Here is a 21,997-nt window from a genome sequence, read left to right as displayed (position 1 = left end):
GAAGGAGCCAGGATCGTCCGCCCGCACCGGGCAACGCTCAATCAGCGCAAGGCGCTCGCGTCAGTCCGCCAACAACGAAGCCGCCGCCCATCCCGCGGAAGCGGGTTCGTTCTCCGACCCAAAGCAGCCTTTTGCTTCCCGTCCCGAACAAGCCCGGCGGTAGGCGCGATAGGTGGTGTTTGCTGCCGACTGCCCCATCACTCCAGGACGTCGCCCCAGTCGAGGCGGCGCGCGGTGCGGAACGTCTCGCCCTCGCGCTTCGTCACCAGCCGCTCCGCGACGGTCCCGCCTGCCGTGCACAGCTTGAGCGCCACCTTGCCGCTGCCCTTGCGGGCCGGTGCCAGCACCCGCCCCTCCGGTGGCGCGACCGGTGACCGGGCGACCGCCAGATAGGCGAATTTCTCGTCCTCGTAGGGCACCGTGCCGCTCTTGGTCAGGCGATGGGTGCGCGAGCGCTCGACGCGCTCGGCAAAATGACACCAGTCGGGCGCCACGACCGGGCAGGCCGCCGCATGCGGGCACGGCGCCACGATCCGCGCGCCCGCCTCCAGCAGGTGCCCGCGCGCCGCCAGGATCCGTTGCCATCCCGCCGGCGTCCCCGGTTCGACGATGACGAGGATGCCGGCGGTCAGCTTCCACAGCTTCGCCACCAGCGGCGCCAGCATCGCCGGGGCCAGCTCGTCCAGCACATAGGCCAGCGTCACGAGGTCGGCCGGCCGGCGCCCGGCAAGCGCCACCCCCGCGTCCCCCTGCACCCAGTCCATCGCCAGGCCGGCACCCCCGTTCTCGTCCCCGGCGAAACAGCGCCGCGTCAGCGCCGCGCCCACCGTCATCGCAGGCGCGCTGGCTTCCACCAGGGTCGCCCGCGCCAGGCCGGGAAACGCGTCGCGGGCGGCAAACAGCGCCGTCCCCGGCCCGGCCCCCACGTCCAGCAGCGTTGCCGGTGCAAACTCCGGGCGCCGCTCCGCCACGGCATCGAGGCTGGCGCGGATAGCGGCAAAGGTCGCCGGCAGGCGCGCCGCCAGATAGGCCAGCACCGCCGCCTCGCCGTTCAGGTGCTGTCGTCCGTCGCGGGTCTCGGCCCGGTAGCGCTCGGTCAGCCGCGATCCGGCGACGCGCAGATCGTCGAGGGATTGGGCGTCGAGGCGATCTGCCAGCGCCGCGCGCAGGACCGGGGGAAGCTGCATGGGACCCTCCTGCCTGTGAGAAATTCCGTCGGGTTCGTGCCATCAAACCGACAAGGCGTGCGCCGATAGGTCCGGCCTCGCCCGCCGGCGTCCGCTCTCGCGGCGCCATCGGCACTTTCAATTGTCACGGAACTGTTCTAGCGGCTTGCCCGAACACCCCGTCACGCTGACCGGCTCCCAGTTGAACCGAAGGAACTCCGCCATGGCCAATGCAGACCATCCGATCCACGCCAAGATCACCGGCCCCGTGGTGATGATCGGTTTCGGCTCGATCGGCAAGGGCACCCTGCCGCTGATCGAACGCCATTTCGACTACGACAAGAGCCGCTTCACGGTCATCGATCCCAACGATGCCGACAAGGGTCTCCTCGACGAGCGCGGCGTGCGCTTCATCAAGGAGGCGGTGACGCGCAAGAATTACGAGGAACTGCTGACGCCGCTCCTGACCGAGGGCGAGGGCCAGGGCTTCTGCGTGAACCTGTCGGTCGACACCGGCTCGCTGGACCTCATCAAGCTCTGCCGCAAGCTCGGCGTCCTCTACATCGACACCGTCGTCGAGCCGTGGCTCGGCTTCTATTTCGACGAGAGCATGTCGAATGCCGAGCGCACCAACTACGCGCTGCGCGAGACCGTCCGCAAGGAGAAGCGCAAGAACCCCGGCGGCACCACCGCCGTGTCCTGCTGCGGCGCCAATCCGGGCATGGTCTCCTGGTTCGTCAAGCAGGCCCTCGTCGATGTCGCCACCAAGGTCGGCGTCGAGTTCACCGAGCCGGCCTTCGACGATCGCGAGGGCTGGGCCCGGCTGATGAAGAAGTCCGGCGTCAAGGGCATCCACATCGCCGAGCGCGACACCCAGCGCACCAAGAACCCCAAGCCGATGAACGTGTTCTGGAACACCTGGTCGGTGGAAGGCTTCCTGTCGGAAGGCGTGCAGCCGTCGGAACTGGGCTGGGGAACCCACGAGAAGTGGATGCCCAAGAACGCCCGCACCCACAAGAAGGGCCACCAGTCTGCAATCTATCTGGAGCAGCCGGGCGGCAACACCCGGGTGCGGACCTGGTGCCCGACCCCGGGTCCCCAGTACGGCTTCCTCGTCACCCACAACGAGGCGATCTCGATCGCCGACTACTTCACCCACCGCAACAAGGATGACGAGGTCACCTACCGGCCGACCTGCCACTACGCCTATCATCCCTGCAACGACGCCGTGCTGTCGCTGCACGAGCTGTTCGGCGCAGCCGGCAAGTTCCAGCCGGTCCACCATGTCCTCGACGAGAACGAGCTGGTCGACGGCATCGACGAGCTCGGCGTCCTGCTCTACGGCCACGACCAGAACGCCTATTGGTACGGCTCGCAGCTGTCGCTGGAAGAGACCCGCAAGCTGGCGCCCTATCAGAACGCCACCGGCATGCAGGTCACCTCGGCGGTCATGGCCGGCATGGTCTGGGCCATCGAGAACCCGGAAGCCGGCATCGTGGAGACCGACGAGATGGACTACAAGCGCTGCCTGGAAGTGCAGTCGCCCTACCTCGGACCGGTCAAGGGCTACTACACCGACTGGACGCCGCTGACCGATCGTCCGGGTCTCTTCCCGGAGGATCTCGACGAGAAGGATCCCTGGCAGTTCCGCAACATCCTGGTGCGCTGAACGCCGTCCCGGTGAACTGAAAGCCCGACATCACGCTCCGCCGGCAGGCCTCCTGCCGGCGGAGCCCGTTCTGCCCTGTCGCGCCGGACCAAGGGCACCCGCGCTGCCCCGCACCGACGTCACGGACGTCCGCAACCGCGCCAGCCGCTTCGCCTGCCAGGGTGCGGTCGCCGCGTCACCCGGCCCATCGCGCGATCGTGGCACGAGATGCACGCAAAGCCGCTTCTCGGCACCCGTTTGCGCAACCCTGCCGCGAAATTGTCGCCATCGTCGTATCGCTTGGGTAGATTCCTGTGCACTGCAGCGGGTCGAAAGCCGTGAGTGCTTGATTTTTCGTATAGTTATCCGAGGTTTGTCGGTCGGGGATGTTCCGTCATCCCTTTGAAACGCGGGTAGCCGGAATGATTCGGTTCCCACTTGGAGCAGTTGATGGTCGACAAGGCAGCCACGCGCAGGATCGTCGAGGAAGTGATGGAAGCGGTGATGGCCGGCACCGCCGGTTCCATCGCGCTGCATTTCGCGCCGGGCGCCATGGTGTCCCAGCGCAGCAACGCGGCAATGTCCGATTCGCCGTGGTTCGGCCGCATGGAGGGCGAGTTCCGCCTGCAGGGGGAGAACGAGACGCGTGCCTTCTTCGACGAGATGCTGAAGCGCACCACCTACATTTCCTACGAAATGCGCGGCATCGTCTGCGAGGACGACAACGCCGCCAGCCGCTGCGACTGGACCCGCCGCGACGAGAAGACCGGCACGCTGATCACCGGCTCGACCATGTACTGGTTCGGCTTCACCTCGGACGGGCGGATCCGCTCCATAGAGACGATCGGGTCGATCCATTCGGTCATTCCGCTGCGCAAGAGCGAGAGCGGCGCCTGAACCCTGCCGAAGGCGGCCCCGCCGTCATGACAGCCGTGCCAAATTGGGATAGCTTGGCATGTGTCTGAAGCGTCGCGGCGTAGGTTGTCGCCGCCACGCGAACATTGTCGCCTTAGCGGATCGGCGATCGCCGGAGTGCCGCGCTCAAGTCGAGGTCGTATCATGCGTCGTATTGCCGTCACCCTTTGCCTGGCAGCCCTTGCTCTGGGCGCCTGCCAGAGCGAGCGGGCCCAGATGTCGCGGCCCCTGCCGCAGGCGCCCTCCTACCCGCAGGGCGTGGAAGGCCGCTGGGCGTCGAATGGAGGTCCGATCGCCTATACGGCAGTCTTCCAGAACGGCCGCTTCACCTCGGCCGAGCGCGACACCAACGGCCTCCTGGCCGAAGGCAACTACACCAACAGCGGCTCCTCGCAGATCCAGCTGAACTTCACCTCGATCAAGCGCGGCGTCCAGATCGCCGCCAATTGCAACCATGGCGGCGGCCAGATGGTCTGCACCTCCTCGGACGGCTCGACCTTCAGCCTGTCACGCGCCTGAAAATCGGTCGCACCCTGACGCGCTTGCCGGCGGTTCCAGCCGCCGGCAAATACCCCTATATGGCCTTGCACGAGGTTGGTCCGCATGTCCGCCGCGCCGTTCGGCGTGAAGCGTGGCAAGTGGCCGATCGCTCGCCCGTCAATGCAAGGACCTGCCGATGAATGCCCTGACCAAGACGATTGCCGAACGTTCGATCGGTCCTCTCCCCGAGGGCCATCCGCCCGTGAAGCAGCCCAGGGTTGGCGTTCTTCTGGTCAATCTCGGCACGCCGGATGGTACCGATTTCAAGCCGATGCGGCGCTATCTGAAGGAGTTCCTCTCCGACAAGCGCGTCATCGAATGGCCGCGCGCCGCCTGGTATCCGATCCTCTACGGCATCGTCCTCAACACCCGCCCCAAGAAGTCCGGCGCGGCCTATGCCGAGATCTGGAACAAGGAGCGCAACGAATCGCCTCTGCGCACCTTTACCCGTGCCCAGGGCGAGAAGCTCGCCGCGCGCATGGCCGGCGACACATCCGTCGTCGTCGACTGGGCGATGCGCTACGGCAAGCCGTCCATCGCGGAGCGCACCGACGCGCTGATGGAAAAGGGCTGCGAGCGCATCCTCGTCTACCCGCTCTATCCGCAATATGCCGCCTCGACGACTGCCACGGTCAACGACAAGTTCTTCGAGCACATGGTGGGCAAGCGCTGGATGCCGGCCGTGCGCACCGTGCCCGCCTATCATGACGAGCCGGTCTACATCGACGCCCTCGCCCGCTCGATCGAGACGCATCTCGCCACCCTCGATTTCGAGCCGGAGCGGGTCATCTGCTCCTATCACGGCATCCCGCAGAGCTATTTCCGCAAGGGCGATCCCTATCACTGCCACTGCCAGAAGACCTCGCGGCTCCTCGAAGAGCGGCTCGGCTGGCCCAAGGGCCGGCTGATGACCACCTTCCAGTCGCGCTTCGGTCCCGAGGAATGGCTGCAGCCCTATACCGACAAGACAGTCGAGAAGCTGGCGCAGGACGGCATCAAGCGAATCGCCGTTCTCAATCCCGGCTTCGTGTCGGATTGTCTGGAGACGCTGGAGGAGATTGCCGGCGAGGCGGGCGAGATCTTCCACGAGGCCGGCGGCGAGCAATTCGCCCATATCCCCTGCCTCAACGACAGCGACCCCGGCATGGACGTCATCGAGGCGATGGTCCGGCGCGAACTGCGCGGCTGGATCGACTGACCGGCACGGCGCGGCACCGGACGGTCGCCGCGTTCGCAGGGTGGCGATGTCGGGCGCGGCGCGGTCGCCTCACCCGCGGCGCGTCAGATGCTGAGGCCTTCGCTCTGCATTCCGGTCGCCGCATGCAGCGGGCCGATCAGCCAGGTCTCGGAATAGGGTTTGTCGACGAAGCCGATCGGCCGGGCTGCCAGCGCTTGCGTCACGACGGCATCGCCGATGCGGCCACTGACGAACAGCGAGGGGATGTCGTATTCCTGGCGCAGCCACTGCGCTACGGCCACGCCATCGGGGCCTCGTCGCAGTTGGACGTCGACCACGGCGACATCGACGTGTCCGTTCTGGATCGCCTTTTTGACCTGGCCGAAATCCCGGGCAATCCCGGCGACCTCGTAGCCATTGTCTTCGAGCATGGTCTGCAGGTCCTGGGCGATCAGGAGCTCGTCCTCGACGATGAGCACCCGTGGTCTGTTTGCCCGCACCATGCCGTTCCCTTCCGTCAACATTGAAAGGAAGCGTACGCTGCCGGTTCGGTTCCGTTCAATCGGAAATAAATCCGGCAGGTGGTGGAACTGACAGAAAACCCGCATCGCCGGTGTCGGGAGGGCGTCGCAACGCCGGCAGAACCCTGTGCGCAATCGCCATGCCACACACGCCTTGCGTTCGGCGCCCGTCTCCCCTGATATGCCCCCATCGCCCGACGCGGCTCTGCACGATGCGGGCCGGTCTCGGCCGAGGAGGTTTTCATGATCCCAGGCGATTTCCTGTCGGGAACGGGCATCCTTGTCCTCGTCGTCCTGTTCGTGGCGGTGCTCGTCCTCCTGTCGACGATCAAGATCGTGCCGCAGGGCTACAACTACACCGTCGAGAATTTCGGCCGCTACACCCGCACCCTCACCCCCGGCCTCAACATCATCGTGCCCTTCATCGAGCGTGTCGGCCGCAAGCTCAACATGATGGAGCAGGTACTGGACGTGCCGACCCAGGAGGTGATCACCCGCGACAACGCCTCGGTCGCCGCCGACGGCGTCGCCTTCTACCAGGTGCTGGACGCGGCAGCGGCGGCGTACGAGGTGTCGGGGCTCGAAAACGCCATCCTCAATCTCGTGATGACCAATCTGCGCTCGGTCATGGGCTCCATGGATCTCGACGATCTCCTGTCCAACCGCGACGCCATCTCGGAGAAGATCCTGCGCGTCGTCGACCAGGCGGCCAGCAGCTGGGGCATCAAGATCACCCGCATCGAGATCAAGGACATCAATCCGCCGAAGAACCTCGTCGATTCCATGGCCCGGCAGATGATGGCCGAGCGCGAGAAGCGCGCCGAGATCCTTGAGGCGGAAGGCTCGCGCAATGCCGCGATCCTGCGCGCCGAGGGCGAGAAGCAGTCGCAGATCCTGCAGGCCGAGGGCCGGCGCGACGCCGCCTATCGCGAGGCCGAGGGCCGCGAGCGCCTGGCCGAGGCCGAAGCCACCGCCACCCGCCTCGTCTCCGAGGCGATCGCCGCCGGCGACGTCCAGGCGATCAATTATTTCGTGGCGCAGAAATACACCGAGGCACTGGCCAAGATCGCCTCCGCGCCCAACCAGCGCGTCGTCCTGATGCCGCTGGAGGCGTCGTCCCTGATGGGCTCCATCGCCGGCATCGGCGAGATCGCGCGCGCGACCTTCGGCGACGAGGCCACGGCCGGCGCGCGGCCCCAGGCCGGCCCGCCGGCGCCGAAGACGACACGGTCGCGCGTGCCCCAGACACCCTATGGCGGCAGCGAGGTCTGAGCGGCATGCCCGAGTTTCTGATCGATTATGGCTGGTGGATTCTCGGCCTCGTGCTCCTGGCCCTCGAACTCGCCCTGCCCGGCGTCTTCCTGGTGTTCTTCGGCATCGCCGCGCTGATCGTCGGGATGAACGTCTTCGTCCTGGGCACCGGCTGGTTCGGCTGGCAGCAGCAGATCATCGCCTTCGTCATCCTGTCGGCCGCCGCGGCGCTCCTCGGGCGTCGCTGGTATGGCTCCAAGAGTGAAGTCGGCGACGCCGACCAGCTGAACCGGCGCACGGCGCGGCTGATCGGCCGTCAGGCCGTGCTGACGGAAGCAATAGTGGACGGCCGCGGCCGGGTGGCCATCGAGGATGGCTGGTGGACCGTCACCGGGCCGGACCTGCCGGTCGCGACCCATGTACGGATCGTCGGCGCGGATGGCTCGATGCTGGTCGTGGAAGCCGCCTGATCAGGCGACGCCGATCCGCAGGAGATCGTGCATGTGGACGATGCCGACCGGGCGGCGGTCGCGCACCACCATCAGGGCCGTGATGTTGGAGGAATTGACCATCTCCAACGCCTTGGCCGCCAGCGTCTCCGGCGTGATCGTCTTGGGGTTGGCGGTCATCACCGTGTCGACCGTCTCGGCCAGGAGATCCGGCCCCAGATGGCGGCGCAGGTCGCCGTCGGTAACGATGCCGATCAGGCAGCCGCTCGCATCGACCACGGCGGCGCAGCCGAAGCTCTTGCGCGACATCACGATGATCGCCTCGGCCATGGTCGTGCCCGACGCCACCAGCGGCATCGCCTCGCCGACATGCATCAGGTCGCCGACATGGACGAGGCTCGCGCCCAGCTGGCCGCCCGGATGGAAGACGTGGAAGTCGCCGGGCGTGAAGCCGCGCCGCTCCAGCAGCGCCACCGCCAGCGCGTCGCCCAGCGCCGCCTGCATCGTCGTCGAGGAGGTCGGGGCAAGGCCGTGCGGACAGGCTTCGGCCACCCGCGGCAGCACCAGCGCCACGTCCGCCTCGCGGGCCAGCGTCGAGTCCGCGCGCGCGGTCATCGCGATCAGCGGCAGCTTGAAGCGCCGCGAATAGGCGACGATGCCCTTCAGCTCGGTCGTCTCGCCGGACCATGACATGGCCAGGATCGCGTCGTCCCGGCCAATCATGCCGAGATCGCCGTGATTGGCTTCGGACGGATGCACGAAGAAGGCCTGCGTTCCGGTCGAGGCGAAGGTCGCGGCGATCTTCGCGCCGATATGGCCGCTCTTGCCGACGCCGGTGATGATCAGCCGCCCGGTCACGCGGGAGATCAGGTCGAGCACCCGCTCGAACGGCTCGGCCATGTCGGTTTCCAGCAGCGCAGCCAGGGCGCGCAGGCCCTCCGCCTCGGTGGTGACGGTACGGACTGCAGACTGCGAACCGGCACTCGGAGCGACGGACTGGGGCATGGGGCTGGCGATCACGGCGCGGGAATCACTGTTCGGTTTCAGGATGACGAACCAATGACCAGTTCGTTCCGGCCAAAACAAGGCCTTGTCTCCGGAGTTCCGGTCACCGTCGCAAATGTCAACCAGTTCTTAACCAGAAAAATTTACGGTTTGGCAACCAGCGCCTGCCGGGCACGGGCAAGGAGTGTGCAAGGCCAGCCGACATGGTTTCGACCCCCCGCCGATCCGCACGCACCCTCGCCGCCGCCGCGCTTCTCGGCGTTGCGGGCTTCGTGCTGTCGGCGCCGCAGATCGCCGTCCCCGCCCTCGCCCAGTCGCCACTGTTTCCCGAATTGCGCACCGATGACGGCGTCGAGCCCCGGTCGCTTGATCGCGACGCGCTGCGCAGCACGCCTCTGAGCGCCGGCCGCCTCGATCCGTCCCTCATCGACCGGCTCGAAGAATCCGGCCTCGGCGAGGATCCGGGCGGCGTCGACGGGCGCCGGGGCGTGACCCGTGCCGACCCGCCGGCCGGCGGGCAATTGCCGCCCGACCCGCGGGACGGGCCTTTACCGGACGATGCCTCCTCCCGGGATTTCGACCTCTTCGGCGGCCCCGCCGCCGCACCGGAAGGCCGCGACGCCCGCGACGCCGGCAGCCTCCCGGTGGAACCGGCCCGCGCCTTCCAACCACGCCCCGAACTGGACGAGACCGAAGAAAACCTGCTGGCGCAGGAGCCGGTGCCGCGCGAGCCGACCTTTTCGCCCAGGCCCCTGCCCACCGGGCCGGCCACCGGCATCCGGGCCGTGTCGCCCGGCAATCCGCCGCTCGCCGCCGGCCTCGCCGACGAAGCTCTGGCGGTCGACAGCCCGCTGCGCACCACGCGCACCGCGATCCTGCCCGGGCGCGCACCGGTCGCCGTGGCCGAGGCGGATCCCTTCGCCCCGCTCGGTCTGCGCGCCGGCCGCTTCATCCTGTTTCCGCAGTTGATCCAGACCCTCGGCGCCTCGACCAATCTCGACGACGAACCGGACGGCGAGGCCGGCGTGTTCAGCGAGACGACGATCTCGGCCCGGCTCCTGTCGGACTGGTCCCGCCATGAAGCCGAACTGAACGGCAGCCTCACCTATCGCCGCAACTTCGCCGGCGACAGGCCGGAAGACCCCCGCGCCGCCTTCGACGGGCGCCTGCGCCTCGACATCGACCGGATGACCACCGCCACCCTGCGCGGCGCCGTCGACTACGCCCGCGAGGACGCCGACGGCACCGCCGATTTCCTCACCGGGACCGATCAGGCCGACCGGCTCCAGGGCTCGCTCGCCGGCCAGCTCGAACGCCGCTTTGGCCGGCTGGTGCTCAGCGGCACCGGCACCGTCGCCCGCAGCGTCTATCCCGATCTGCCCGTGGGCGCGATCGACCAGGACTACACCACCCTCACCGCGACCTTGCGGGCCGGCTACGAGATCTCACCGGCCATTGCGCCCTTCCTCGAAGGTAGCGTCGGACGGCGAATCTTCGATGTCGAGGGCCAGGAGGCGGGCGGCGCCTTCGACCGCGATGCGCTGCTGCCGGCCCTGCGCAGCGGCATCGCCTTCGACTTCACCGAGAAGCTGCGCGGCGAAGCCGCCCTTGGCTATGCCTGGAACCGGCCCGACGACGCACGCGGCGAGGACACCAGCGCACCGACGCTGGATGCCAGCCTCGTCTGGTCGCCGCAGCGCGGCACCGAGCTGACCGCCGCCGCCCGCACGCGCTTCGAGCCCGAAAGCTCAGGCCGCTCGACGGACGTCGCCTATGAAGGCTCGCTTGGCCTGCGCCATGCCCTGAACACGCGCACCGAGCTGACCGCGACGGCGCTGGCGGAATACACCGATTCCACCGTGCCGGAGGACGACGAGCTGCTGCTGGTCGGCGAGGCGGGCTTCACCTACTGGCTTCATCGCGGCTTCGCCGTCACCGGCCTCTACAGCCATCGCGAGCTCTATACCGATACCAGCACGGGCGATTACGGCTCCGACACGATCCGCTTCGGCATGACGCTGCAGCGCTAGGCACGACCGTCGCAGCATCCGGACGCAAAAACGCCGGCGGCCGCCCTTCAGGGCAGATCCGCCGGCGCGAAGGTCCGATCGGCGACAGGCTATTCGGCGGCCTCGGTGGCGGGCTTCGGCTTCACCGTGTCCATCAGCCGCTCCATGTTGCCGATGACCTTGTCGCGGATGTCCGGCCGCCACAGGGCGAAGGCGACATTGGCCTCGATGAAGCCCTCCTTCGAGCCGCAGTCGAAGGTCCGTCCGTGGAACGGATAGGCGTAGAAATCCTGCTGGTCGGCGAGCTTGAGCATGCCGTCGGTCAGCTGGATCTCGTTGCCGGCGCCCTTTTCCTGGGTTTCCAGGATGTCGAAGATCTGCGGCTGCAGGATGTAGCGGCCGGAGATGTAGTAGTTCGACGGCGCGTCGGCCGGCTTGGGCTTTTCCACCATGCCTTCCAGGCGAAAGCCCGTGCCCACGTCCTGTCCGCGACCGACGATCCCGTATTTGTCGGTCTCCTGCGGGTCGCACTCCTCGACCGAGATGACGTTGCCCCCGGTCTCCTCGTACAGCTTGACCATCTCGGCCAGGCAGCCCCTCTCGGACTGCATGATCATGTCCGGCAGGAGCAGCGCGAAGGGCTCGTCGCCGACGAGGTCGCGCGCGCACCAGACCGCATGTCCCAGGCCCAGCGGGGCCTGCTGGCGGGTGAAGCTCGCCGTGCCGGGCTTGGGCTGCAGCCGGTCGAGAAGATCGAGTTCGGCCGACTTGCCGCGCTCGGCCAGGGTGTTCGACAGCTCGACCTGGATGTCGAAATAGTCCTCGATGACGCCCTTGTTGCGTCCGGTCACGAAGATCAGGTGCTCGATGCCTGCCTCGCGCGCCTCGTCGACCACGTACTGGATCACCGGCCGGTCGACGACCGTCAGCATCTCCTTGGGGATCGACTTCGTCGCCGGCAGGAACCGCGTACCCAGTCCTGCCACCGGAAACACCGCTTTTCTGACTTTCTTCATGCTCGAACCGTCCTCATCCACGAGATTGTCGATCTGTATCACGTCCGGCCTCACCACCTTGTGACGATGGGCCTCCGCCGCCATTTCGCCCTGAAATAGCGGCATAAGTCGGTCCGGCCAGTTCGCCCGTCGCCGCGTGCGGCATTCGGCTGCCCATCCGCCACTTTGGTGAACGATCGCTTAACGAGATGCTTCTAGGCTCCCGCTTTGCGCAGCGATCACAACTGAGGAGAAGACACATGCAGCGAGCGTCCGCAATCGGCCAGACCTGGCTGGGCTCGGTCCTTTTGGCCCTGTTGCTGTCGTTTCTTGCGGCGGCCCCGGCCTCGGCGGATGCCGGCTTCCAGCGCTGGATCGCCGAGTTCGAATCCGTGGCGGCCTCCAACGGCATCAATCGCAACGTCTACCGCGCCGCCTTCGCGGGGGTCACGTCGCCCGATCCCGAGGTGCTGGAAAAGGCTGCCTACCAGCCAGAGTTCCGGGCCAAGGTCTGGGACTATGTCGACAACCGCGTCAACGACGAAGCCATCGCCGAAGGGCGCGCCATGGCGGTGAAATACGCCAGCTGGCTCGACCGCATCGAGAAGCGCTTCGGCGTCGACCGCCACGTCCTGCTGGCGATCTGGTCGGTGGAGACCAATTACGGCGCGGCCCTCACCCGCGAAGGCGTGATGAAGAGCCTGCCGCGGTCGCTGGCGACGCTCGCCTATGCGGACAAGCGACGCGCCAAGTTCGCCCGCCAGCAGCTGATCGCCGCACTGCAGATCGTCCAGGCGGGCCATGTCGCGCCGAACAAGCTGACCAGTTCGTGGGCGGGCGCCATGGGGCACACACAGTTCATCCCGACCAGCTACAGGGCCTTCGCCGCGGACATTGATGGCGACGGGCACGCCAACATCTGGGAGTCGGTACCGGACGCGCTGGCGACCGCCGCCAATCTCCTGCGCAAGAATGGCTGGCAGAGCGGCAGGACCTGGGGCTACGAGGTCAACGTCCCGAGCCAGTACCGCGGCAAGCTCGAGCGCGACAACCGCACCCTGGCACAGTGGCAGGGCCTCGGCTTCCAGCGCCCGAGCGGCACGGGCTTCGCCCATCCGTCGGATCGCGCGAACCTGGTGCGGCTTGCCGGTGACGACGGCCCGGCCTTCCTGATGACCAAGAACTTCTTCGTCCTGAAGAACTACAACAATGCCGACACCTACGCGCTAGCCGTTGGTCTCCTCGCCGACCGCATCGCCGGCTATGGCGGTCCGCAGCGCGACTGGCCGCGGGGCTACACGCCGCTGTCGTCACAGGAGCGCTACGAACTCCAGAAGCACCTCGCCTCGCGCGGGCTGTATGACGGCAAGATCGATGGTAAGATCGGAGACGGATCGAAATCGGCCATCATGGTGTTGCAGGGTCGGGCCGGCATGGCCCAGGATGGCAATGCCTCGAAGGCGCTGCTGGACTTCCTGCGGCGCAACTGACCTGCCGCGGCGCAACTGAAATGCACGGAGACCCGATGCCGGGAGCACGACACAGCGGCAATCCCCGCCGGGGCTGGCTCGCCAGGGCGACGGTCGCCGCGCTGGCGGCCTTCGCCGTCGTCGTGACCGCCCTGGTGCCGGAATCGGCCGCCTTGGCACAGGAGCGCCCACGCACGGTCCTGGAAATGCTGTTCGGCAACCAAGCCCGTGAGGCGGCCCCGCCGCCCCGCCGCGTCATCCGCAAGCGCGCGGCGCCGCGCAAGCGGCAGACCCGCCGCTCGCGCTCCGCTGCACCCAAGCGCAGCGCCCCCTCGCGGGCCGCCGCCGCATCGCCCGCCGCCGCGCCGGCGCCTGACAAGAACGACACGGCACAGACCGTCCTCGTCGTCGGCGACTTCATGGCCGACAGCCTCGCCAAGGGCCTGACCGATGTCTACGAGGACAATGCCGACGTCGTCGTCAAGGCGCGCGCAAACGGCTCGTCGGGTCTGGTGCGCGAGGATTTCTACAATTGGCGGACCAGCCTCGGTCCGATCATCGAGGAAGAAAAGCCCGCGGTTGTCGTCATGATGGTCGGCTCCAACGACCGCCAGCAGATCGACACCGGCGGCGCCAGCGCGTCGCTGCGCTCGGACGCATGGGTCGCCGAGTACGAAAAGCGGATCGCCGCCATCGCCGGCACGGTCAAGGAAAAGGGCGTGCCGCTCGTCTGGGTCGGCGTGCCGTCCTTCAAGTTCGACCGGATGAGCGAGGACATGGTCTTCCTCAACGATCTGTATCGCAAGGGCGTGGCAAGCGTCTCCGGCGAGTTCGTCGACGTGTGGGACGGTTTCGTCGACGCCAATGGCGGCTTCGTCTATTCCGGCCCCGGCGTCAGCGGCCAGAAGGTGCAGCTGCGCGGCTCCGACGGCATCACCATGACCTCCGACGGCGCCGACAAGCTGGCCTTCTTCGCCGAACGGGCGATCACCCGGCTGTTGCGCAATCCCTCCGTCGCCCCCGGCGCCGCCTTCTCGCTCAGTGCCGAGCAGTTGCCGAACATGCAGCTTCCGCCGATCAGCAATGCCGCCAACGCCGTGACCGCGGCGCCGGTGGGGCTCGACGACCCGTCGCTGGACGGCGCCGATCGGCTGCTGGGAAGCGGCGGCTCGGTGCAGGGCTTCACGCTGGAGCCCTCGCCCCGCGACCGGCTCGTGCTCAACGGCAACAGCACCGGCAACATCGAGGGCCGGGCCGACGATTTTGCCTGGAGCGAGAAGCGCGCAGCCGTCACGCCGGGCGGCCCGTCCATCGCCTCTCGCGGGTCCGTGGACCTCAGCCGCCTGCGCGAAAGCGACGGCATCGAGCCGCCGCAGGAGATGCCCTCGCTCCTCGACGCCATCGTCGAGGACTGGTCCCGCTCGGGCGACGAAGCATCGGGCACCGCCCCGCAGCGCTGACCGGGCAGCCGAGGTCTTGCTCGGCGGCGACGATGCCGCGGATCGACGACGTGCGGCGTCAACGGGCCACGCCACCAGACGGCGACCGGCGAACAGGGGCTTATTGCCGGCCGTCGCGACGGCGACGGCTGGCGAAACCATCCATCACGGGCGTCATCCTCGGGCTTGCCCCGCGCAGAGGTCCGGCCCTGGCGGCAGATGTCGCGCTACGCCAACACAGGCTACCGCACCATCATCCCACACGGACGCGGCAGCGCCGCGCTGCCTCAGCGCCTCAGCGCGGCAGCGTCGTGGTGCCCATCAGGTCGAGATCGATCGCCCGCGCCGCCTGCCGGCCCTCGCGGATGGCCCAGACCACCAGCGACTGGCCGCGCCGGGAATCGCCGGCCACATACAGCTTGTCGACCGAGGTCAGGTAGCCGAGATCGTCGGCGGCGATGGAGACATTGCCGCGGCGGTCGGTGTTGATGCGCAGGCTGTCGCCCACCTCGCCCATGAAGCCGGTCTCGGACGGGCCGGCAAAGCCGATGGCGATGAAGGCGAGATCGGCCTTGATGACGAATTCCGTGCCGGCGATCGGCTTGCGGGCCGCGTCGACCTCGGCGCATTTCACGCCGGTCAGCACGCCGTCCTCGCCCACGAACTCCAGCGTCGCCACCTGGAACTCGCGAATCGCGCCTTCGGCCTGGCTGGACGAGGTGCGCATCTTGGTCGCCCAGTACGGCCAGACTTCCAGCTTGTTCTCGGTCTTGGGCGGCTGCGGCCGGATGTCGAGCTGCGTCACCTTCACGGCGCCCTGGCGAAAGGCGGTGCCGACACAGTCCGAGGCGGTATCGCCGCCGCCGACCACGACGACATGCTTGCCGCCGGCCCAGATTTCCTCGCTCGGCCAGCCGGCACTGTCGACCGGCTCGCCGCCGACGCGCCGGTTCTGCTGCACCAGATAGGGCATGGCGTCGTAGACCCCGGACAGGCCGCCATGGGGAATGCCGGAATCGCGCGGCCGCTCGCAGCCGCCGCAGAACAGCACCGCGTCATGTGTCCCGCGCAGTTCCTCGACGGTCTTGTCGACGCCCACATTGACCCCGCAATGGAAGGTCACCCCCTCGCCTTCCATCTGCTCGACGCGGCGGTCGATCCAGTGCTTCTCCATCTTAAAGTCGGGGATGCCGTAGCGCAGCAGGCCGCCGGGGCGCGACTCGCGCTCATAAACATGCACCGCATGGCCGGCACGGCCGAGCTGCTGCGCGGCGGCCAGGCCCGCCGGCCCCGAACCGATGATCGCCACCGTCTTGCCGGTCTGGATTTTCGCCGGCTGCGGCCGGATCAGGCCCAGCTTGTAGGCCTTGTCGGCGATCGCCTGCTCGACGGTCTTGATGGCGACCGGCGTGTCTTCCAGGTTCAGCGTGCAGGCTTCCTCGCAGGGCGCCGGACAGATGCGGCCGGTGAACTCGGGAAAATTGTTGGTCGAGTGCAGGTTGCGGGCGGCCGTCTCCCAGTCGCCGGCATAGACCAGGTCGTTCCAGTCGGGGATCTGGTTGTGCACCGGGCAGCCCGTCGGACCGTGGCAGTAGGGGATGCCGCAATCCATGCAGCGCGCCGCCTGCTTGCCGACCTCCGCGTCGGACATCGGCAGGGTGAACTCGCGAAAATGGCGGATTCGATCGGACGCCGGCTGATATTTCTGCGTCTGCCGATCGATCTCGAGAAATCCGGTGACCTTACCCATATTCTTCTCAACTCTTCGGGCGCCTAGGCGCGCAACCAATTTTCAACAGTCAGAGCCGAGATGTGCTCGAAGGCTCTGTCGTCCGTGACCAGGGGGGCGTCGAGAGCGATGGCGTGCGCCGCGATCCACAGATCGTTCGGGCCCACGCTCCTCCCGATGCTCTCACAGATATGCCTCACTTCGCCGTAGATCGTCTCGACGGGCGGTTCCAGTGGCCATACCGATATCGACCGGGTGAACACGTCAAACCGCTGCAGACCGCGCACGTTCTGGTTCTTCTTCAGCCCGTACAGAATCTCTCCGATGACGATCAGGCTAGTCCCTATCTCGGCGTTCTGACGCTCCCGCAGTGCTTTATCAACCCGGCCCGCCGGATTGCGGAACACATCGGAGATGATGTTCGTATCCAGCAGAAACCGCGTCAAAGCTTGAAGTCATCCAGATCGAGCAGTCCGGCGGCCCGGATCGCCCGGAAAGTCTTCCAGCGGGCCCTGCTCCTTCAGCCAGTCCAGCGCCTCGACGAGCGACATCCGAGGCGCGGACGGGCGAAGTAGCAGCGACCCGTTAGGCTGCCGGGACACCATCACGCGATCCGACGCGATCTCGAATTCCTCGGGGATCCGGATCGCCTGGCTGCGTCCGTCCCGCAAGACGCTGACTTCCTTCTCCGCTGTCCGTTCCGTCGCCATCACGACACCTCCCTGTCCTGTCGCCCCTGCACCGCCCCCCGTTGCCCCTCGGGAGACGATCCCGAGGCGCGGGGCGGTTGGTTTCGCGCGCGGCTCACTCAGCCGCCACACCGAGGCGCATGCGCTCCATTTCCTGCAGCGCGCGGCGGTACTCGACCGGCATGACCTTGACGAATTTCGGACGGTGCTCCTCCCAGTTCTCCAGCATCTCCGCCGCCCGGCGCGAGCCGGTATAGTGGTGATGGTTGGAGATCAGCTGGAACAGCCGCTCGCCGTCGTGGCTGGTCATGTCCGAGGACAGGTCGACCCGGCCCTTGTACTGGAGATCGCCGCCATGGTGGTGCAGCTTCTCCATGATGTCGTCTTCCTCCGGCACCGGCTCCAGGTCGACCATGGCCATGTTGCAGCGTTCGGCGAAGTCGCCGACCGCGTCATAGACATAGGCGACGCCGCCCGACATGCCGGCGGCGAAGTTGCGTCCGGTCTGGCCCAGTATGACGACGACACCGCCGGTCATGTACTCGCAGCCATGGTCGCCGACGCCCTCGACCACCGCCACGGCGCCCGAATTGCGCACGGCGAAGCGCTCGCCGGCCATGCCGCGGAAATAGCACTCGCCCGAGATCGCCCCGTAGAGCACCGTGTTGCCGACGATGATCGACTCCTCCGGCACGATGCGGGTCTCCTCGCGCGGCCGTACCACGATGCGCCCCCCCGACAGGCCCTTGCCGACATAGTCGTTGCCGTCGCCGGTCAGCTCGAAGGTGACGCCGCGCGCCAGGAAGGCGCCGAAGCTCTGGCCGGCCGTGCCGGTCAGCTTCACCGTGATGGTGTCGTCGCGCAGCCCCTTCAGGCCGTAGCGCTTGGCCACCTCGCCCGACAGCATCGCGCCGGTCGAGCGGTCGACATTGGAGATCGCCGTCTCGATGGTGACCGGCTGGCGCGCTTCCAGCGCCGGCTCGGCCTGCGCGATCAGCCGGCGATCGAGGATGTCGACGATCGGATGCTCCTGCAGCTTCGTCCAGCGCACCTCGTCGGCCGGCGCCGCCGGCTTGTAGAACACCTTGGAGAAGTCGAGCCCGCGGGCCTTCCAGTGCTCGATCATCGGCTTCTTCTCGAGCAGCTGCGACTGACCAACCAGTTCGGCCATGGTGCGCACGCCCATCTCGGCCATGATCATCCGCACCTCTTCCGCGACATAGAAGAAGTAGTTGATGACGTGCTCCGGCGTGCCCTTGAAGCGCTTGCGCAGCACCGGGTCCTGGGTGGCGACGCCGACCGGGCAGGTGTTCAGGTGGCACTTGCGCATCATGATGCAGCCGGCGGCGATCAGCGGCGCGGTCGAAAAGCCGAACTCGTCGGCTCCCAGCAGCGCGCCGACGATCACGTCGCGGCCGGTTCGCAGGCCCCCGTCCACCTGCAGGCAGACTCTCGAACGAAGCCCGTTCATCACCAGCGTCTGCTGGGTCTCGGCCAGGCCCATCTCCCACGGGCTGCCGGCATGCTTGATCGAGGTCATCGGCGAGGCGCCGGTGCCGCCGTCATAGCCCGAGACGATGATGTGGTCGGCGCGCGCCTTGGCGACGCCCGCCGCGACCGTGCCCACGCCCACTTCCGACACCAGCTTGACCGAGATGTCGGCCGCCGGATTGACGTTCTTCAGGTCGTAGATCAGCTGGGCCAGATCCTCGATCGAATAGATGTCGTGATGCGGCGGCGGCGAGATCAGGCCGACGCCCGGCGTCGAATGCCGGGTCTTGGCGATGGTCGCGTCGACCTTGTGGCCCGGCAGCTGCCCGCCCTCGCCGGGCTTGGCGCCCTGGGCGACCTTGATCTGCAGCATGTCGGCATTGACGAGATATTCCGTCGTCACGCCGAAGCGGCCCGAGGCGATCTGCTTGATCGCCGAGCGCTCGGGATTGGCCGAGCCGTCGCGCAGCGGCAGGAAACGGTCCGATTCCTCGCCGCCCTCGCCGGTGTTCGACTTGCCGCCGATCCGGTTCATCGCCCGCGCCAGCGTCGTGTGCGCCTCGCGCGAGATCGAGCCGAAGGACATGGCGCCGGTGCAGAAGCGCTTGACGATGTCCTTGGCCGATTCGACCTCGTCCAGCGGCACCGGCTGGCGGCCGGCCTCCTCGGCCATCTTGATGTGGAACAGGCCGCGTATGGTCGAGCTCTCGACCGCCGCCTCGTTCACCATCTTGGCGTAGTCCTGGTACTTGTCCCAGGAATCGGTGCGCACCGCGTGCTGCAGCGTCGCCACCGCGTCCGGCGACCACATGTGGGTCTCGCCGCGCATGCGGTAAACATATTCGCCGCCGATATCGAGCGAGCGCTGCAGGATCGGATCGTCGGAGAAGGCCCGGGCGTGGCGCTCGGCCGTCTCGCGCGCCACCTCTTCCAGGCCAACGCCCTCGATGGTCGTCGCCGTGCCGGTGAAATAGCGCTCGACGAATTCCGACTGCAGGCCGACCGCGTCGAAGATCTGCGCGCCACAATAGGACTGGTAGGTCGAGATGCCCATCTTGGACATCACCTTCAGCAGTCCCTTGCCGACCGACTTGATGTAGCGGGTCACCACCTCGTTGGCGTCGACCTCCGGCGGGAATTCCTTGCGCCGGTGCATGTCGAGCAGCGTGTCGAAGGCCAGGTACGGGTTGATCGCCTCGGCGCCGTAGCCGGCCAGGCAGGCGAAGTGATGCACCTCGCGCGGCTCGCCCGATTCCACCACCAGGCCGGCCGCGGTGCGCAGCCCCTTGCGGATCAGATGGTGATGCACGGCCGCGCAGCCCAGCAGCGCCGGGATCGGGATGCGGTCCGGCCCGACCTGCCGATCCGACAGGATGATGATGTTGTAGCCGCCGGCGACCGCCGCCTCGGCGCGCTCGCACAGGCGCTCCACCGCGCCCGCCATGCCCGCCGCGCCGGCTTCCGCCGCATAGGTCATGTCGATCGTCTTGGTGTCGAACCGGTCCTCGGTGTGGCCGATGTTGCGGATCTTCTCCAGGTCGCCATTGGTCAGGATCGGCTGGCGCACCTCCAGCCGCTTGCGGCGCGAGGAGCCTTCGAGATCGAAGATGTTCGGCCGCGGCCCGATGAAGGAGACGAGGCTCATCACCAGCTCCTCGCGGATCGGGTCGATCGGCGGGTTGGTGACCTGGGCGAAGTTCTGCTTGAAATAGGTGTAGAGCAGCTTCGACTGGGACGACATGGCCGAGATCGGGGTGTCGGTGCCCATCGAGCCGATGGCTTCCTGCCCGGTGGTGGCCATCGGCGCCATCAGCGTGCGGGTGTCCTCCAGCGTGTAGCCGAAGGCCTGCTCGCGATCGAGCAGCGAGACGTCCGAGCGCGAGGCGCGCGGTGCCACCGGCTTGAGGTTCTCCAGGATGATCTGGGTGTTCTTCAGCCAGTCGCCATAGGGGTTGGCCGAGGCCATCTCGCGCTTGATGTCCTCGTCCGAGACGATGCCGCCCTTCTCCAGGTCGATCAGCAGCATGCGGCCGGGCTGCAGCCGCCACTTCTTGACGATGCGGGCCTCGTCGACCTCCAGCGTGCCGGCTTCCGACGCCATGATCACCAGGTCGTCGTCGGTCACGATGTAGCGGGCCGGACGCAGGCCGTTGCGGTCCAGCGTCGCGCCGATCTGGCGGCCGTCGGTGAAGGCGACGGCGGCCGGGCCGTCCCACGGCTCCATCAGCGCGGCGTGATATTCGTAGAAGGCCTTGGTCTGGGGCGGCATCTGCTTGTTGCCGGCCCAGGCTTCCGGAATCAGCATCATCATGGCGTGGGTCAGCGGATAGCCGCCCTCGGTCAGGAATTCGAGCGCATTGTCGAAGCAGGCCGTGTCTGACTGGCCCTCGTAGGAGATCGGCCACAGCTTGGAGATGTCGTTGCCGAACAGCTCCGAATCGACCGAGGCCTGGCGCGCGGCCATCCAGTTGACGTTGCCGCGCAGCGTGTTGATCTCGCCGTTATGGGCGACCATCCGGTAGGGATGGGCGAGCTTCCACGACGGAAACGTGTTGGTCGAGAAGCGCTGGTGCACGAGGGCCAGCGCGCTCTCGAATCGCGGATCGGTCAGGTCGGCGTAATAGGCGCCCAGCTGATAGGCCAGGAACATGCCCTTGTAGACGATGGTGCGGGCCGACAGCGACACGACATAGAAGCCGATGTCGCGGCCCTCGGTCTCCAGATGGACGCGGTTCGACACCGCCTTGCGCAGGATGAACAGCCGGCGCTCGAAATCGTCGTCGCTGGTCAGCGCCGGCGCCCGGCCGATGAAGACCTGCCGGTGCACCGGCTCGGTCGCCACGATCTCCGGCGCCTTCGACAGCTGCTCGTTGCTCACCGGCACGTCGCGCCAGCCGAGGATTGTCTGGCCCTCCTCGCGCACGACCTCCTCGAACACCGCCTCGATGTGGCGCCGCTTTTCGGCGTCCTGCGGCATGAAGACATGGCCGACGCCGTACTGGCCCGCCGCCGGCAGGCTCACGCCCTGGGCCGCCATCTCCTCGCGGAACAGCCGGTCCGGAATCTGCACCAGCATGCCGGCGCCGTCGCCCATCAGCGGGTCGGCGCCGACGGCGCCGCGATGGGTCAGGTTCTGCAGGATCTGCAGCCCCTTCTCGACGATCGAGTGGGACTTCTGGTTCTTCATGTGCGCGATGAAGCCGACGCCGCAGGCATCGTGCTCGTTGCGCGGATCATACAGGCCGATCGCGTCGGGCATCCGGCGCGGCTGGACCGGGGCGGTCGTGGTCGCCTCGCTCGCGGCGCCCTGGGTCGCAACGATGGCATCGCTCGAGATCGCGGTCTCGAACGTCCCGGCGTTGGATGGCGTCAGCTTCGTCATCGCGTCGTCTCCCGTCGTCGCGCCGCCATGGCCGGCCGCGCATCCCGTCGCGTCCGTTTCAGGCGCGACCTTGGCCCCGGCCCCGCGCAGTCCGCCTCGGGGAAGATCCCCTGGGCGTTCGC

Annotated in this window: 17 protein-coding genes; 9 read left to right on the top strand and 8 right to left on the bottom strand. The window is 67.5% G+C overall.

From position 1 onward, the window contains the following. Positions 1 to 197 precede the first annotated feature (197 nt). Complete coding sequence (locus VQ042_RS15515; protein ID WP_331820875.1) at positions 198 to 1,187, bottom strand: small ribosomal subunit Rsm22 family protein; 990 nt, start codon at positions 1,185 to 1,187, stop codon at positions 198 to 200. A gap of 202 nt (positions 1,188 to 1,389) precedes the next feature. Here VQ042_RS15515 and VQ042_RS15510 point away from each other — a divergent pair, with 202 nt between their 5' ends. The 4 genes from VQ042_RS15510 (at position 1,390) to hemH (ending at position 5,467) form a co-directional block, all read left to right on the top strand. Further along, positions 1,390 to 2,835, top strand: coding sequence for a homospermidine synthase (locus tag VQ042_RS15510; RefSeq protein WP_331820873.1), 1,446 nt, complete (start codon positions 1,390 to 1,392; stop codon positions 2,833 to 2,835). A gap of 429 nt (positions 2,836 to 3,264) precedes the next feature. Beyond that, positions 3,265 to 3,711, top strand: a complete 447-nt coding sequence (locus VQ042_RS15505) for a nuclear transport factor 2 family protein (protein WP_331820871.1) — start codon at positions 3,265 to 3,267, stop codon at positions 3,709 to 3,711. A 162-nt stretch (positions 3,712 to 3,873) separates the two neighbouring features. Continuing rightward, complete coding sequence (locus VQ042_RS15500; RefSeq protein WP_331820869.1) at positions 3,874 to 4,248, top strand: hypothetical protein; 375 nt, start codon at positions 3,874 to 3,876, stop codon at positions 4,246 to 4,248. A gap of 157 nt (positions 4,249 to 4,405) precedes the next feature. Next, positions 4,406 to 5,467 carry a ferrochelatase gene (gene hemH, locus VQ042_RS15495; protein ID WP_331820867.1) on the top strand — a complete coding sequence of 354 codons (1,062 nt, stop codon included), beginning with the start codon at positions 4,406 to 4,408 and terminating at the stop codon, positions 5,465 to 5,467. Between the two features lie 83 nt (positions 5,468 to 5,550). On the opposite strand, the gene VQ042_RS15490 is transcribed toward hemH, so the two are convergent. Then, positions 5,551 to 5,949 (bottom strand): response regulator, encoded by a 399-nt coding sequence (locus tag VQ042_RS15490; RefSeq protein ID WP_331820865.1) that lies wholly within the window; start codon positions 5,947 to 5,949, stop codon positions 5,551 to 5,553. 261 nt (positions 5,950 to 6,210) lie between these two features. On the opposite strand from VQ042_RS15490, the gene VQ042_RS15485 reads away from it, so the two are divergent. After that, positions 6,211 to 7,239, top strand: a complete 1,029-nt coding sequence (locus tag VQ042_RS15485) for an SPFH domain-containing protein (protein ID WP_331820863.1) — start codon at positions 6,211 to 6,213, stop codon at positions 7,237 to 7,239. Positions 7,240 to 7,244: 5 nt separating this feature from the next. Beyond that, positions 7,245 to 7,688, top strand: a complete 444-nt coding sequence (locus tag VQ042_RS15480) for an NfeD family protein (RefSeq protein ID WP_331820861.1) — start codon at positions 7,245 to 7,247, stop codon at positions 7,686 to 7,688. Here VQ042_RS15480 and VQ042_RS15475 read toward each other — a convergent pair whose 3' ends face one another. Further along, positions 7,689 to 8,672: a KpsF/GutQ family sugar-phosphate isomerase gene (locus tag VQ042_RS15475; RefSeq protein ID WP_331820859.1), complete on the bottom strand. Its 984-nt coding sequence runs from the start codon at positions 8,670 to 8,672 to the stop codon at positions 7,689 to 7,691. Between the two features lie 203 nt (positions 8,673 to 8,875). Here VQ042_RS15475 and VQ042_RS15470 point away from each other — a divergent pair, with 203 nt between their 5' ends. After that, positions 8,876 to 10,702, top strand: a complete 1,827-nt coding sequence (locus tag VQ042_RS15470) for an outer membrane beta-barrel protein (RefSeq protein WP_331820857.1) — start codon at positions 8,876 to 8,878, stop codon at positions 10,700 to 10,702. A gap of 89 nt (positions 10,703 to 10,791) precedes the next feature. Here the strand turns inward: VQ042_RS15470 and galU are convergent, their stop codons facing one another. Further along, positions 10,792 to 11,697 (bottom strand): UTP--glucose-1-phosphate uridylyltransferase GalU, encoded by a 906-nt coding sequence (galU, locus tag VQ042_RS15465; RefSeq protein ID WP_331820877.1) that lies wholly within the window; start codon positions 11,695 to 11,697, stop codon positions 10,792 to 10,794. A gap of 239 nt (positions 11,698 to 11,936) precedes the next feature. Here galU and VQ042_RS15460 point away from each other — a divergent pair, with 239 nt between their 5' ends. After that, positions 11,937 to 13,166, top strand: a complete 1,230-nt coding sequence (locus VQ042_RS15460; RefSeq protein ID WP_331820855.1) for a lytic murein transglycosylase — start codon at positions 11,937 to 11,939, stop codon at positions 13,164 to 13,166. A 35-nt stretch (positions 13,167 to 13,201) separates the two neighbouring features. After that, positions 13,202 to 14,605: an SGNH/GDSL hydrolase family protein gene (locus tag VQ042_RS15455; RefSeq protein WP_331820853.1), complete on the top strand. Its 1,404-nt coding sequence runs from the start codon at positions 13,202 to 13,204 to the stop codon at positions 14,603 to 14,605. A gap of 274 nt (positions 14,606 to 14,879) precedes the next feature. Here VQ042_RS15455 and VQ042_RS15450 read toward each other — a convergent pair whose 3' ends face one another. The 4 genes from VQ042_RS15450 to gltB all read right to left on the bottom strand — a co-directional run bounded on the left by VQ042_RS15450 (position 14,880) and on the right by gltB (position 21,830). Beyond that, positions 14,880 to 16,334 carry a glutamate synthase subunit beta gene (locus VQ042_RS15450; RefSeq protein ID WP_331820851.1) on the bottom strand — a complete coding sequence of 485 codons (1,455 nt, stop codon included), beginning with the start codon at positions 16,332 to 16,334 and terminating at the stop codon, positions 14,880 to 14,882. A 23-nt stretch (positions 16,335 to 16,357) separates the two neighbouring features. Next, on the bottom strand, positions 16,358 to 16,759 hold the full coding sequence (locus tag VQ042_RS15445) for a PIN domain-containing protein (RefSeq protein ID WP_331820849.1): 402 nt from the start codon (positions 16,757 to 16,759) through the stop codon (positions 16,358 to 16,360). Positions 16,760 to 16,768: 9 nt separating this feature from the next. Next, complete coding sequence (locus VQ042_RS15440; RefSeq protein WP_331820847.1) at positions 16,769 to 17,023, bottom strand: antitoxin; 255 nt, start codon at positions 17,021 to 17,023, stop codon at positions 16,769 to 16,771. 94 nt (positions 17,024 to 17,117) lie between these two features. Beyond that, positions 17,118 to 21,830: a glutamate synthase large subunit gene (gene gltB / locus VQ042_RS15435; RefSeq protein ID WP_442880097.1), complete on the bottom strand. Its 4,713-nt coding sequence runs from the start codon at positions 21,828 to 21,830 to the stop codon at positions 17,118 to 17,120. Positions 21,831 to 21,997: the final 167 nt, after the last annotated feature.

The organism is Aurantimonas sp. A2-1-M11, assembly GCF_036549475.1.
Taxonomy (GTDB): domain Bacteria; phylum Pseudomonadota; class Alphaproteobacteria; order Rhizobiales; family Rhizobiaceae; genus Aurantimonas.
The sequence above is the reverse complement of the archived record's forward strand: the minus strand, read 5'-3'. Positions and strand labels throughout refer to the sequence as shown.